Origin of the sequence: Blastomonas natatoria (assembly GCF_003201955.1) — a bacterium.
GTDB lineage: Bacteria > Pseudomonadota > Alphaproteobacteria > Sphingomonadales > Sphingomonadaceae > Blastomonas > Blastomonas natatoria.
On sequence record NZ_QJJM01000010.1, the window covers coordinates 153396 to 167216 of the forward strand.

Below are 13821 nucleotides of genomic sequence, written 5' to 3' on the forward strand. Positions count from 1 at the left end.
GGGCGGGGCCTTTTCATTTGCCCCCCTTGCCCCCAGCATTTGGCCGCGCGAGCGTTGCAACCGCTTTGGCAACGCGATAGGGCCCTGAGCCGTGGGCGCATCGATCGAAATAGGTCTGGATGAGACAGGGCAGCCTGTCGGCATCGATATCGAAGAACTGCTGGCGACCAGGCTTTTGGTCCAGGGCAATTCCGGATCGGGCAAGTCGCATCTGCTGCGCCGCCTGCTCGAAGAGAGCGCAGGGCTCGTCCAGCAGGTGATCATCGACCCCGAAGGCGATTTTGCCACGCTTTCGGACGCCTATTCGCACATCGTCATCGACGCAGGCGACTATAACGAGCGCGAGATCGCCCGCATCGCCGCGCGCATCCGCGAACACCGCGCCTCGGTGATCCTCAACCTCGAATCGCTCGAGCTCGAAGCGCAGATGACCTGCGCCGCGACCTTCCTCAACGCAATGTTCGATGCCCCGCGCGAACATTGGTACCCGGCGCTGGTGGTGGTCGACGAGGCACAGATGTTCGCGCCTTCGGTTGCGGGCGATGTGCCCGATCCAGTGCGCCGCGCCAGCCTGTCGGCGATGACCAACCTGATGTGCCGAGGACGCAAGCGCGGGCTCGCCGGCGCAATAGCGACACAGCGCCTCGCCAAGCTTGCCAAGAACGTTGCCGCCGAGGCCAGCAACTTCCTGATGGGGCGCACGTTTCTCGACATCGACATGGCGCGCGCGGCTGACCTGCTGGGCATGGAGCGCCGACAGGCCGAGCGCATCCGCGACCTGGAGCGCGGCTGCTTTCTGGGGCTGGGTCCTGCGATCTCACGCCGCCCGGTAACCACCCGGATCGGCGCCACCCGCACCACCAGCCGCACCGGCACGCACAAGCTGCTGCCGATGCCCGAGGCGCAGGGCGAGGATCTGCGGGACATGCTGCTCGCCGCCGGAGCAAAAAACGATGCACCGGTGCCGATGCCGCCGCCGCGCCCCGCACCGGTCGCCGCCGATGAGCTGATCGGCAGCATCGCCCCTGCTCCCCTGCCCCACCCCCACCCGATGCCGGAGCAATCCGCGATGTTTGCCGCGCGCCGGGAGGCCGAGGACGCAGCAGATGCGATCGATGCCGAGGCGGTCGTCGTCGCCGTGCTCACCGACATGCTGGCCGATGGCAGCACCGCCAGTCAGACCGAGGCTCTGCTCTATCAGGACTTTTCAGTACGCTGCCGGATGCAGCGGCTGATCCGCCCGCCGCTCGACATGGAGGGCTTCCGCCAGCGGCTGGCGCTGGCGCGCGGCGGCATTTTCGACCCCAGCGATGCTTCCTGCGCGCCGCTGCTGGAAGCCGCAACCCGGCTTCCGCAGGAAATGTACGCGCCCTTCCTGCTGATCGCCCGAGCCGCCATGGACGGCCAGCCGTGTCCCGACGATGTTGCGCTTGGCCGCGCCTATGGCACCAGTTCGCCCGGACGCATCCGGCGGCTCATCGAATATATGGAAAAGCAGGGCGTCATCGTCGTCCGCGCCGATTTCGGCGGGCGGCGGTCGATCGGCATTCCGGACCTGGGGCTGAGTACGGGGGCGGAGTAGCAGTCGCTTCCCCTATTGCCGTCACCCCCCGCGAAGGCGGGGGTCCCGCTTCTCAATCAACAGTGCGAGATAAAGCGGTATTCCCGCTTTCGCGGGAATGACGATGGAACTGCTAGTCTCTGATCAGAACTCCGTCGCCTCGAACCGAACCGGCTCGCCGATCGCGCTGTCGGCCAGCGTATCCTCCCACATCACTTGGTTTCCGCGGATGATCGTGCCGATCGGCTTGCCGGTCAGCTCCATGCCGGTGAACGGGCTCCAGCCGCAGCGCGATTGCAGCCAGTCCTCGGTCACCGTCCAGCGCTTCTTGAGGTCAACCACGGTGAAATCGGCATCATACCCTGCGGCGATCCGGCCCTTGCCGACCAGTCCGAAGATGCGCTGCGCGCCAGCCGAGGTGAGGTCGATCAGCCGCTGCATCGACAGCCGGCCATGGTGCATGTGATCGAGCAGCAGCGGCAGCAGCGTCTGCACGCCGGGCATGCCGCTGGGCGTATCGGGATAGGTCTTGGACTTCTCCTCGATGGTATGCGGCGCATGGTCGGATCCGACGACATCGGGCACACCCTGCGCCAGCCAGTGCCACAGCCCGTCGCGATGCGCGCCGCTGCGGATCGGCGGGTTCATCTGGGCATAGGTGCCAAGGCGCGGATAGGCCTCCTCCCCCGCCAGCGTCAGATGCTGCGGCGTCACCTCGCAGGTCGCGATGTCCTTGTGCTGCGCGATCAGCTCCAGCTCCGCCGGCGTGGTGATGTGCAGGATGTGGATGCGGCGCTTCGCCTCGCGCGCGAGCCTGAGGATGCGGCGCGTCGCCAGGATCGCGCTCTCGTCGTCGCGCCAGACCGGATGCGAAGAAGGGTCGCCGGTGACGCGCTCGCCCGCGCGCTCGTTCATGCGGAATTCGTCCTCGGCGTGGATCGCGACGCGGCGCTTGCCGCTCGCCAGAACGCGGGCCAATGCGCCGTCATCGGCAACCAGCAGGTCGCCGGTCGACGCGCCCATGAAGATCTTCACGCCGGCCGTGCCGGGAATGCGCTCCAGATCCTTCAGCGAATCGGCATTGGCGGCGGTCGCGCCGACATAGAAGGCATGGTCGCACCACATGCGGTGGTGTGCGCGGGCAAGCTTGTCGGCGACGCGCTCTGCGGTATCGGTATTGGGCTTGGTGTTGGGCATTTCGAACACCGCCGTCACCCCGCCCATCACGGCGGCGCGGCTGCCCGATTCGAGATCTTCCTTGTGCTCGAGCCCCGGCTCGCGGAAATGCACCTGGCTGTCGATCACGCCGGGCAGCACGTGCAGACCGGTACAGTCGATGACCTGGCCCGCATCACCGCTGATTGCACCGATGGCGGCGATCTTGCCGGCGGTCACGCCGATGTCCGCTGCAATCGGTCCGCCGGGCAGATACACGGTGCCGTTCTTGACGATCAGGTCATAGGTCGCTGTCATCGCATCTCTCCGCTTGAAACTGGCTGAGCGATACGCATGTTGAGCGCCATGTCCACCCCCACGCTTCTCGCCCGTCGCGCCCTGATCCGCCTGTCGCCGACCGATCCGCAAGAGGATGTGCGCGGGTTTCTGCAGGGCCTGGTGACACAGGATACGCAGGCGATCGCCCCGGGAAATCCGCAATATTCCGGGCTTCTGAGCGCTCAGGGCAAGGCGATGTTCGACTTCCTGATGTGGGATGATGGCAGTGACGTGCTGATCGACTGCGATGGCGACGTCGCGGATGCGCTGGCCAAGCGGCTGACAATCTATCGCCTGCGCCGCAAGATTTCTATCGCGCCGGACGAGGCATTGCAGGTTCACTGGTCGGCAAACCCCGTCGACGGAGCGGCCCCCGACCCGCGGCTGGCGGCTCTGGGATGGCGCTGGCTGGCTCCGACGGGCGATACCTTTTCCGCGGATGCTGCCTGGCTGGCGCACAGGCTTGCGCTTGGCGTCCCCGAAGGTGCGGCCGAACTTGGCGACATCCTCTGGCTTGAAACAAATGCCGCCGAATTGAACGGCGTCAGCTTCACCAAGGGCTGTTATGTCGGCCAGGAAAACACCGCGCGGATGAACTGGCGGCAGAAGGTCAACCGCCGCATCGTGGTGCTTCCCATCGACCAGACCGACGAAAAACGGCAGAAAACCGCCTATCCCGAACTTGGCTGGACGGTCGAGCATCGCCGTGTCGAGGACCTCGACCCCGTGCGGTTACCGGGCTGGTTGCAGGCGGCACAGGCCTGATTGCAACATTTGATAAAGTACAAAATTTATTGTATAACTGTTTTATCCTCCCAAGTCAGCAAGGCTGCATCCGATGTCGCGTCCGCTCAACGATCATGAAGCCATTCGCCAGCAGTTGATGGACGCAGCCGAGGAGATGGTCCGCACGCGCGGCGCGATCAACCTCTCGCTGACCGAGGTCGCGGCGGCCTGCGGCATGTCGCAATCGAGCTTCTACCGCTATTTCTCATCGAAAGAGGCGTTTTTCGAAGCCATTGCCGGCCGCTGGTTCGAGGAACTGAACCAGATCATGGAAGATGTCGTGGCATCCGACCTTCCACCACGCGAGAAACTGTTCGAATTCGTTGCCCGCCGCGTTGCCGTCAAGCGGGCACGGTTCGAGGCCGATCCCAATCTTTTCCGCGCCAACATGGACCTGGGCGAGGAACATTGGGAGGTCATCCGCGGCTATGTCGATCTGGCAGACCATTACATGGCGGTGATCCTGGGTGAGGCGATGGCCGAGGGCTGTTTCCCCGGTTATGATCTCGACCATGTCGTCTCGCTGACCAATCTGGTGATGCAGCCCTTCTGCAATCCGTTCGTGATGATGGACATGATCCGCACGGCGACACCGGCCAATCTGCGGATCGTGGTCAACACGCTGTTCGACGGCCTGGGCGCAGCGCAGGCGATTCAGGGCGCTCAAAACGTGACGCCGCTGCGCGCCATTTCCTGATCGAGACCGCCCTTCCGCCCCTTGCCAAGCCCAGCCGCTTCTGGCAATGGAGCGCTCCGCACGGCGCCGCACTCCCGGTGATTCCGTGATCGGGCGCGTAGCTCAGTGGTAGAGCACACCCTTCACACGGGTGGGGTCGCAGGTTCAATCCCTGCCGCGCCCACCATAAATCCCTTTGAAATATAGGGAATTTATGGCTTCCCCATTTTCTTCTCTGCAGGTTTCGACGCCGTTTCACCCCGTAAAGGGGCCGGAATCGGCCTTCGCTCGTACAAAACCCGTACAGCATCAAAGCTCCTTTCTCAGCTTGAGCCGCGTCTTGCGCTCGGCTTTCAACAATCCCCGTCGCAGGGCTTGATTGATCTTGATCTCCGCATCCTCGGCATGCGTGTAGGTGTTGCGCATCAGATTGAGGTCCGACCAACCGCCGAATGCGCCGGCGGCCTTCTCGTCGACTCTCTCGCGGACGTTCATTTCCTGGCCGAAGCCATGGCGGCCCGCCGGATGGAACGGGATCTGTTCGATACCGGCATCTTCGCAGGCCTTGTTCCAGAGCTTTCTGGGTCCGCCGCGGTCTGCATAGCCGAAGAGCCTCAGGTTCTCCGGTTTGCGTTTCCAGTTTCGGGGATAGACCTCAGGCAATGCCGTCAGCTCGGATAGGATCTCCTCGGGCACACGCAGCCATCGATCCCCGTGACCTTTGGCACCGGGAATGCAGATCATGCCCTTCGCCTTGTTGATATGCTTGTGCGGATGCATCGAGACTGCCTGACTGATCCGGGCGCCAGTGACGAACATGAGCAGCGCCAGCGCGCCCAAGCGAGGAGATGCATGCTCCCGGAACTTGAGCAGCCATTCCCAGCTGCCCGGCGGATACTTCTTCCGCCCGGTGCTCTTGCGCTTGTTGTCCTGCGCGACCTTTTCTTTCTGGGTATAGCCCCTGACTCGAAAGGCGATTCCGCTTTCGCTATCATTGATGTTGTTGAGCACCGCCCTGACCGGTGTGACAACCTGGCGTGTCCAGGTGTCGGTTGAACAGTTGGGATAGAGCTTCGGGCCTAGCTCGCGAACCAACTTTGGGCTGATATCCTGGATAGGGATCGAGCCGATCTCCAAGGTTATCGGGACGAGGTAAGCAGCTTCCTTGGGCTTGGCATCATACTTCAGAACAGCATCGGCGAACGTGATAGTCTTTTCTTCCGGATCCTCACCTAGAAGGTGGATGCGGATGGCGCTTTGCTCTTCCTTCCGACACCAGTCCCAAGCGCCTTGTTCCTCAGATGCGCCAGTGCTGCATCGGTAGTATTCGGTGATCGGCGCGCCGTTGTATTCGACCCGACCGCGCGCCCACCAGACCGCGCCGCGGGGATAAGGTTCGAGGGGCATTTCTTTTGGCTTTCGATAATGAGGTCGAGCTGCTCAGGGGTGATGAGCATGACCCGGCCCACTTTATGGCAAGCACCCCACCGGTACGCTAACTCCCGCAAGGTTCGTGGCGAGAGCACGATGCCATTCTCCGCAAGCAGTGCGGACCAAGCCTCGGGCGTCTTTGCTCGGTCGAGGATGGGTGTGAGGCTGGTCACAGCAGAAGTCCCCTCGATTTGGGCGAAGGCTGCGAACCAAATTCAAGATCTGGCTCAACCATATTGGCCTGAACGAACTCATCCACGGCATTGGCTGGAAGAAGGAGCAAGCCGTCAAGTTTCACATGGCGAAGCCGACGTGCTGCCACGAGGCGGCGGATCCGGCCCTCCGGCCAGCCCGAATGCCGCGCGATCTCTCGGATGGTCATCATTTGCATATCAGCAAATCCTCCGTATTCTGCGTGTTCACCCGCCGATGGCCACTCATTATGCAGATACGACAATAATATGCATTTCGTGATAATTCGCAAGCCTTTTCGTATATGACGACGATCGGACAACGATTCTTCGATGTGCGCCGCGCAAAAAAGGCGACGCAAATCGAGTTCGCCAGCAAGCTAGGACTCTCACAGTCGGCTCTCGTCGCTTATGAACGAGGTGACCGCGACCCACCCGCTGCTGCCATTGCAAAGATCTGCCAAGAGTATCGCGTTGACCCTACTTGGCTGCTGTCCGGCACAGGAATCATGTTTCGCGACAACCTGCTGCAGATGTTCGAACAAGCGATCCGCCTCGCGAAGGATTTCAACCTCAGGTATGAGGTAAACCCAAGCAGCGAGAACGAGATCAACCTCGCGAAATTGTTCTTTCAATATTTGATCGAGAACGGCACAATTTCGGACGATATGGCGGACGTGCTGACCAGAAGGATGGCAGCCAATGAATGACAATGATGTGTTTGGCACTGCAGAACGAAACCTGCATTCGTTCTTCGCCGATCGGTATCCTGATCGCGCAGCTGCACAACGGACCATAGTTCGCCAATCCATCCTACAAAGAGCACGACGCGAACATTTGAGGCTCGTGTTGCAAAGCTATATGTCTCTGATGAAATGGCTAAAGCCCATCACACTGGCTCTGGTTTTTTTCGCATCGGCAGCATATTTCCTACGGGTGTCATCGCTAGGCCTATCAGCAGCCCTGCCAGAGCCGCACGAAGGTATGATTTTATTCCTCTTTTGCGTCCTCCTCACTCTGGAGAAGATGATTGGGCGGCCAGTCTTGCGTGGAAATGCCTGGAATTGGCGGGACGGATGGCGACTGGAGCTAAGTCCGGCGTTTAAGAGGATGTACCGCGCGAGCCATACCTCAATACAGAACCGTCGAAGAGCAAGGATGCATTGAGCGTTTCCGGCGAAGTGGCTGTGACGGCACCGGACTATCAGCGCGAAATTTCAGCTAGATCAGGTCACCCGAATAGATCGGCCACATGTGGCCCATAAGGTTGACTTATTGATCTAGAAGGCCATATATGGCCAATGCTTCTCACCCTCAATGACCAGATGTCGGACCTCGGAAAGCGGATCAAGGCGCGCCGTCTGGCGCTCGATCTTACCCAGCAAGTGGCAGCAGCCAAGGCAGGCGTAGCTCACCGAACGTGGCGGCGGATGGAAGCCGAAGGTCGAGCTTCCATCGAAGACCTCGTTCGCGCTGCCATCGCGCTTCGCTGCGATGAGGGCATTGTCGCGCTGTTCCCAGATATGGCCGCCTCGAACATGGATGAACTGCTCGCGCAGCAACGCAAGGCAACAAGGCCGCTGCCGCAGCGCGCCAGGGGTACAAGGCCATGAAGCTGGCGCCAGGAACGCCCTTGGCGGTTAGACTGCTTACCGATGAGAGTGCACCAGCACGCTCGGTCGGCAGGCTCGCGATGGCCTCCCGACTGGCGCAGCTCGAATGGTCGGCAGACGTCATTGCAAAGGGCCTCGCAATCTCTCCCCTGCGCTACCCCGCCGAGCCCGGCTTGCACCCTGCGCGCAGTCGTACATTCGATGGACTCCACGGTTTCTTGTCGGACTGCCTGCCCGATGCCTGGGGAATGCTATTGTTGAAACGTCGGGTCCAGCAGTTAGGTCACCGTTTCGAAGATCTCGATGCGGTCGACCGGCTCGCCCTTGTTGGGACGAAAGGCCGCGGTGCTCTGGTCTTTCAGCCTGAAACTCTCACGCTCGATGCCTCCGGCGGTATCGATCTTGACCTTCTGGCCGATGAAGCCCGCCATGTGCTGCTGGGCGAGGAGTCCGAATTGGATGACCTGCTAGCGCGCCTCGGCGGCGGTTCTGGCGGCGCGCGGCCAAAAGTCCACGTGGCGATCGAGGCAGACGGCAGGCTGTTCACCGGGGACGAGCTGGCTGTCGCGGGAACCGGAAACGCCAGTGAGGAATGGATCGTCAAATTTGCAGCAACCAATGACCCCGCCGATATCGGGCCAATGGAAGAGGCTTACGCCAGGATGGCCCGCGCCGCGCATATCGACATGGCTGAAACGAAGTTGATTTCGTCGGCGACCGGACCTGGCCATTTCGCTACCAAGCGCTTCGATCGCCCCTCACCGGGCAAGCGGCTACACATGGTCAGCCTCGGTGGAGCGCTAGAAGCATCACCGCATATGCCGAGCGTAGACTACGATGGATTCCTGAAGGCGACATTGGCGATCACCCACAGCATGGCAGATGTGGAACAGGCCTTTCGCCGGATGGTCTTCAACGTGCTCGCGCGAAACCGCGACGATCATGTCCGCCAGCATGCATACCTCATGGACGAGCGAGGTAATTGGCGGCTTGCGCCTGCCTTCGACCTCACTTTCTCAAACGGCCCCGGCGGCGAGCATTACATGGCCGTTCTGGGCGAAGGCCGCGCCATCACGCGCGACCAGGTCATGAGGTTAGCAAAAATCCACGGAATTCCAGCAAAGCGTGCCGGCGCCGCCATTGACGATGTTCGTGCCGCACTCGCCGATTGGCCGTCGCATGCTTGCGACACCGGAGTAGGGGGGTCCATCGCTACTGTGTCGGAAGGCTTGGATGCAGTGGCTCAGCAGTTTGGCTGACCGATCAGATTTCGACCACCAGCTTGGGTTTGAATTCATCATTCTCGATGATCCCGCTCCGCGCCTGCGGACCATAAACGCCGCGTCGTGGGACAAAGCCGCCAATCGCCGCCGTGCTTGGGAATGACCGGCTTAGCTGAAACCCGCCATTCGGCAAGCGACCCCACAACGGTCAATTGAGGTCTTGGCCAACCGGATGGGACACGCGGCACAAATCCCCATTGCCTGATAGGAATGTCTATATATCTTTAGATATAGATTAGACCGCCAATCAGGGGAACTTCTTGCGCATCATTCCTGGAACGGGCCTACTCAGCGGCGCCGTACTTATGCTGTCGGCACCGGCCATGGCCGACGAGTCCTCAGCGGAGAGCGAGGCCAGCGAAACCATCATTGTAACCGCGCGCCAGCGCCCGGAGGATGCTCAGGATGTGCCCGCCGCGCTTTCGGTGGTGGGGGACAGATGGCTGGAGCAGTCCTACACGCTCAACACTCGCGACCTGACAACGTTGGTGCCCGCGCTCAACTATTCCTCTGCCAATCCGCGCAACACCGCCTTCACCATCCGCGGGCTCGGATCGAGCGTGGTGGCGGTGAGCCAAGCGAATGACGGATTGGAGCCGGGCGTCGGCTATTATGTCGATGGCGTCTATCACGCGCGGCCCGCGACCGCCGCCTTCGACTTTTCCGATATCGAGCGGATCGAGGTGCTGCGCGGCCCGCAGGGCACGCTGTTCGGCAAGAACACCACGGCGGGCGCGATCAACATTATCTCCGCCGCGCCGAGCTTCACGCCCGGGGTTAATGCCGAGCTGAGTGTGGGCGAGCGCCAGTTCGTGCAGACGCGGGTCTCGGCGACGGGGCCGCTTGCCGGGCACAAGCTCGCCTACCGGCTGTCCGGCACGTTGACGCGGCGCGACGGCCTGCTACGCAACATCGTCAACGGGCGGGACCAGAACACGCTGGGAACGCAGGCGGTGCGGGGGCAGGTGCTCTGGCAGCCCTCGGCGGATTTCAAGTTCCGGCTGATCGCGGACTTCGCCAACTTTGACAGCGAATGCTGCACGCAGGTCTATCTGCGCGTCGGCACCAGCCTGCGCGCGGCCGCGCGGCAGTTTCCGGCGCTGGCGGCAGCGGCGGGGTATACGCCGGCGAGCACCAATCCCTATGACCGGCTGACGGACATTGATGCGCCCCTCGCCGTGAAGACCAGCGAGGGCGGCATCGCGGGCACAGCGGACTGGAACATCGGCGCGGCGACCGTGACGTCAATCAGTGCGTGGCGGTTCTGGAACTGGGACGCGGCGAATGACCGCGATTTTACAAGCCTGCCGATCCAGCTCATCCAGCGCATCCCCTCGCGGCAAGACCAGTTGAGCCAAGAGCTGCGGATTGCCTCAAACGGTGATCGAGATTTCACCTATGTCTCGGGTCTTTACTTCTTCCGGCAGGTGCTGACCGGGCATCCCACCAGCGTCTTCGGGCCCTACGGCGCGCCGTGGCTGATCGGCGCGACAACGGGCGCGAATGCCACACCAGTGCCCGCGAACTTGCTCGATGGTTACGGACAGACGGGCGACACGCGCTTTGCGGTCAATAGCTATGCAGCCTTTGGCGAGGCGAATTGGCGGATCCTGCCGCGCCTGACGCTGACTGGGGGCTTGCGCTACACCTACGAGGTCAAGGAAGGTGACTTCAGCACGCAGGTTTTCGGCGGGCCGACCACCACGAGCACCGCGCTGAACAATGCCAGACTTGGCGTGCTGCGGCCGCAGACCTACTCTGCGCGCGATAGCGAGGGCAGCCTTTCGGGCCGCGCCAACATTGCATGGCAGCCTGTGGAGGACGTTCTGCTCTACGCCAGCGTTGCGCGGGGGTTCAAATCGGGCGGGATCAACATGTCTGGCCTGCCGCTCGATGCGAACAACCAACCGGCGCTGTCGACTGCGGTGGTGGAACCGGAACGCAACACGACGTGGGAGGCCGGGATCAAGTCGACCCTGTGGGACAATCGCCTGACGCTCAACCTCGCTGCCTATCACACCACGGTCAGCGATTTTCAGGCGACGGTGGTGGATTCGAGCCAGACCGTGGCCCTGCGGGGATATCTTTCGAACATCCCCGAGGTGCGCGTGCAAGGGATCGAGGCCGATGCTGCACTTCGCATCGGCCGCCTGACGCTGATCGGTGCACTGGCATATAGCGATGGCACTTACACCGATTATCCCGCAGGCCCCTGTCCGCTCGAGGTGCAGACCGCCGCGACGGCGGCATGTGACCTCAGCGGTCATCGATTTGCGGGCTTGCCACGCTGGTCCGAGACGCTGAGTGCCGATTATACCGTGCCGGTGGCGGACGGCGCGCTGTTCTTCCATGCCGACAGCAATTGGCGCAGCGGCTATTTCGGCGATCCGAGCCTTTCGCGGTTCACCTTCATCGACGGATACAACCTCACCAACGCCAGCCTCGGCTACCGGCGGGAGAATGCCGACGGGGAAGGCTGGGAGATTGCGGTCTTCGCGCGCAATCTGTTCGATGCCGATTACATCCAGAATGTGACCATTCAGGCGGGCAATTCGGGGCTGATCCTCGGCACGCCCAGCGATCCGCGCACCGCCGGGGTGACCTTCAGGCTGCGCCGCTAGGATCGTCGGCCGTTGGCCCTTCGCTGCGCTTGGGTGGGCGCGGTGCATGGAGCAATTGGCCGGTGATCGCCGCAAGCCCGGCGCTGCCGATCTGCTCCGCATCGCTCTGCGCTTTGCGATAATGGCCAAGAATGCGCTCACCCAGCGGCGTGAGGTGTGCGCCTGCCTTCTGGTTTCCCGGCGTGGTCGCCACCAGCGGCCCCTGCCAGCACCGGTTCATCGCATCGACCAGCAGCCAGGTGCGGCGGTAACTCATCCCCATCGCCCGCCCCGCAGCCGAAATCGAACAGTGCGCGGCGATCGCGTCAAGCAGGTCGGCCTTGCCCGGCCCCATCGCGATCTCGTCGCCGCACATGATCTGGATCTTGAGCTTGAAGGGAGATGGGCGCGTCATGGCGGAAATGTAGCCGCGCGCCGCTCACGGTCTAGCGTTAAATGGATTGTGATTGCTCCGCCGCTCGGTTCGAGCCGCGCAACACGCGGATTCTTCCGCTCCCCTGTGATCAATCGCACCGGCGCTGGACAGCCAAGGATCAGTCGCTCATGAAGCAGCCTTGATGGCAGCTTTCCAATCACTCCCGCTGATGCGCGACCCCGCTCATCAACGGGAGTGGTGGCTCTTGGCAGAACCATACGTTTAATTTGATGGATGTGGACGGCCGGGTCTGGGTGGTCAGCTGCCAGATGCTGCTGATACCTACTGAAATTACAAATGCCGCAAACCTGCTGTATCGGTCGTCGTGTGACGATGGCCGTTTCGCCGGACTGAACTACCTAGGGGGTGCGAGCCGTGAGATATCGTTGGTGGGCGTTCTCGAGTGCCGCAATTCTGGTATCGTTCCAAGCGGGCGCAGCAGCAACCGCATCGACGGAACACGAGGCGCAGGACGAAGATGCCTTAGCGCGTGAACGCGACGTTCAGGAAGTAGACCCGGACAACACGATCATCGTTTATGGCCGTGCCGTCCAGCAGATAGGCGTCGCCAGATCCGGATCGCAAGGGACGATCGGCTATGCTGATTTCGAGAACCTGCCGATCTCGCGCACAGGCGAGCTGGTAGAGAATGTTCCTGGTGTCATCGCTACGCAGCATTCGGGAACGGGCAAGGCCAACCAGTATTTCCTGCGTGGGTTCAACCTCGACCACGGCACCGACTTTGCCGGTTTCGTTGATGGCGTGCCGATCAATATGCCAACCCATGGACACGGCCAAGGCTATCTCGATTTCAACTTCATCATCCCCGAGACGGTTGAGCGGATCGACTTTCGCAAAGGGCCCTATTTTGCCGATGTCGGCGACTATTCTGCTGCCGGTACGATAGCATTCAAGACCTATGACACCCTGGAACCCTTTGCGCAGGCTACGCTCGGGATGTTCGGTTATTATCGCGCGACCGCCGCTGGCAGTGCCCCTTTGGCATCCGGAAACCTGCTGGTCGCCATCGACAGCACATTTTCGAACGGGCCATGGCTGCTCGACGAGAACTTGGAGAAATACAACGGCCTGATCAAGTTCAGTTCGGGCACGCCGGGCGATGGCTTTTCGGTGCAGCTGAACGGCTATCATGCACGCTGGGATTCGACCGACCAGATCCCGGAACGCGCAGTACAAAGCGGGCTGATAGATCGCTTCGGGTTCATCGACGATGACGTCGGCGGCAAAACCACGCGCGTCGGTCTGGTTGCCAATGGCGCATTTGGCGGTCTGAAGCTCAACGCGTTTGCCACCTATTATGACCTGACGCTGACGTCGAACTTCACGTATTTTCTCGACGACCCCGTCAATGGCGACGAGTTTCAACAGGCAGACCGGCGTGCGATTATTGGAGGAACGGCAAGCCAGCGCTGGGAAATGGCGAATATGCCTCTACCGGTGGCACTCACGGTCGGCGGAAGCGTCCGATACGACAGGATCGACCGCGTCGGCCTGTTTCGAAGCGTCGAGGCCCGGCCGATCGCCACCGTTCGCAGCGACAAGGTCGATGAACTGGCAGCCGGGATGTTCGTCGAGGCCGAAGTAAAGCCAACCGACCGGCTGCGCGTGTATCTTGGCCTTCGCGGCGACTATCTGGGGTCGGTACACAGAACGGACCCAGATATACGCTAAGGTTTTGCCGTGCCTTCGACGGCGCGCATCTGGCGAAGCGGTCTGAGCGCGGTGGATG

At 61.8% G+C, this 13821-nt stretch carries 12 protein-coding genes and 1 tRNA gene; 9 read left to right on the top strand and 4 right to left on the bottom strand.

Features of this window, described 5'->3' with window-relative positions:
• Window positions 1–91: 91 nt before the first annotated feature.
• Window positions 92–1582: a helicase HerA domain-containing protein gene (locus C7451_RS13845; RefSeq protein ID WP_110299547.1), complete on the top strand. Its 1491-nt coding sequence runs from the start codon at window positions 92–94 to the stop codon at window positions 1580–1582.
• Window positions 1583–1705: 123 nt separating this feature from the next.
• Here the strand turns inward: C7451_RS13845 and C7451_RS13850 are convergent, their stop codons facing one another.
• Window positions 1706–3034 (bottom strand): dihydroorotase, encoded by a 1329-nt coding sequence (locus C7451_RS13850; RefSeq protein WP_110299548.1) that lies wholly within the window; start codon window positions 3032–3034, stop codon window positions 1706–1708.
• A 48-nt stretch (window positions 3035–3082) separates the two neighbouring features.
• Here C7451_RS13850 and ygfZ point away from each other — a divergent pair, with 48 nt between their 5' ends.
• The 3 genes from ygfZ (at window position 3083) to C7451_RS13865 (ending at window position 4704) form a co-directional block, all read left to right on the top strand.
• Window positions 3083–3820, top strand: coding sequence for a CAF17-like 4Fe-4S cluster assembly/insertion protein YgfZ (ygfZ, locus tag C7451_RS13855; protein ID WP_110299549.1), 738 nt, complete (start codon window positions 3083–3085; stop codon window positions 3818–3820).
• Window positions 3821–3893: 73 nt separating this feature from the next.
• Window positions 3894–4538 carry a TetR/AcrR family transcriptional regulator gene (locus C7451_RS13860; RefSeq protein ID WP_110299550.1) on the top strand — a complete coding sequence of 215 codons (645 nt, stop codon included), beginning with the start codon at window positions 3894–3896 and terminating at the stop codon, window positions 4536–4538.
• Window positions 4539–4629: 91 nt separating this feature from the next.
• Window positions 4630–4704, top strand: a tRNA-Val gene (locus C7451_RS13865).
• Between the two features lie 122 nt (window positions 4705–4826).
• Here the strand turns inward: C7451_RS13865 and C7451_RS13870 are convergent.
• Window positions 4827–5924 (bottom strand): tyrosine-type recombinase/integrase, encoded by a 1098-nt coding sequence (locus C7451_RS13870; protein WP_110299551.1) that lies wholly within the window; start codon window positions 5922–5924, stop codon window positions 4827–4829.
• A 193-nt stretch (window positions 5925–6117) separates the two neighbouring features.
• Window positions 6118–6339 (bottom strand): hypothetical protein, encoded by a 222-nt coding sequence (locus C7451_RS13875; RefSeq protein ID WP_244181893.1) that lies wholly within the window; start codon window positions 6337–6339, stop codon window positions 6118–6120.
• A gap of 105 nt (window positions 6340–6444) precedes the next feature.
• On the opposite strand from C7451_RS13875, the gene C7451_RS13880 reads away from it, so the two are divergent.
• The 4 genes from C7451_RS13880 (at window position 6445) to C7451_RS13895 (ending at window position 11656) form a co-directional block, all read left to right on the top strand.
• Window positions 6445–6849, top strand: a complete 405-nt coding sequence (locus C7451_RS13880) for a helix-turn-helix domain-containing protein (protein WP_066526817.1) — start codon at window positions 6445–6447, stop codon at window positions 6847–6849.
• Window positions 6850–7464: 615 nt separating this feature from the next.
• Window positions 7465–7752, top strand: coding sequence for a helix-turn-helix domain-containing protein (locus tag C7451_RS13885; protein WP_244181896.1), 288 nt, complete (start codon window positions 7465–7467; stop codon window positions 7750–7752).
• On the top strand, window positions 7749–9011 hold the full coding sequence (locus C7451_RS13890; RefSeq protein WP_110299553.1) for a type II toxin-antitoxin system HipA family toxin: 1263 nt from the start codon (window positions 7749–7751) through the stop codon (window positions 9009–9011). The genes C7451_RS13885 and C7451_RS13890 overlap by 4 nt, the downstream gene beginning before the upstream one ends.
• A gap of 329 nt (window positions 9012–9340) precedes the next feature.
• On the top strand, window positions 9341–11656 hold the full coding sequence (locus tag C7451_RS13895) for a TonB-dependent receptor (protein WP_110299554.1): 2316 nt from the start codon (window positions 9341–9343) through the stop codon (window positions 11654–11656).
• Here C7451_RS13895 and C7451_RS13900 read toward each other — a convergent pair.
• The gene (locus C7451_RS13900) at window positions 11640–12050 is read right to left on the bottom strand and encodes a winged helix-turn-helix domain-containing protein (protein ID WP_110299555.1); all 411 of its coding nucleotides are present in this window, start codon (window positions 12048–12050) and stop codon (window positions 11640–11642) included. The two genes, C7451_RS13895 and C7451_RS13900, sit on opposite strands and share 17 nt — an antisense overlap.
• A 396-nt stretch (window positions 12051–12446) precedes the next feature.
• On the opposite strand from C7451_RS13900, the gene C7451_RS13905 reads away from it, so the two are divergent.
• Window positions 12447–13763 (top strand): TonB-dependent receptor, encoded by a 1317-nt coding sequence (locus C7451_RS13905; RefSeq protein ID WP_244181894.1) that lies wholly within the window; start codon window positions 12447–12449, stop codon window positions 13761–13763.
• Window positions 13764–13821: the final 58 nt, after the last annotated feature.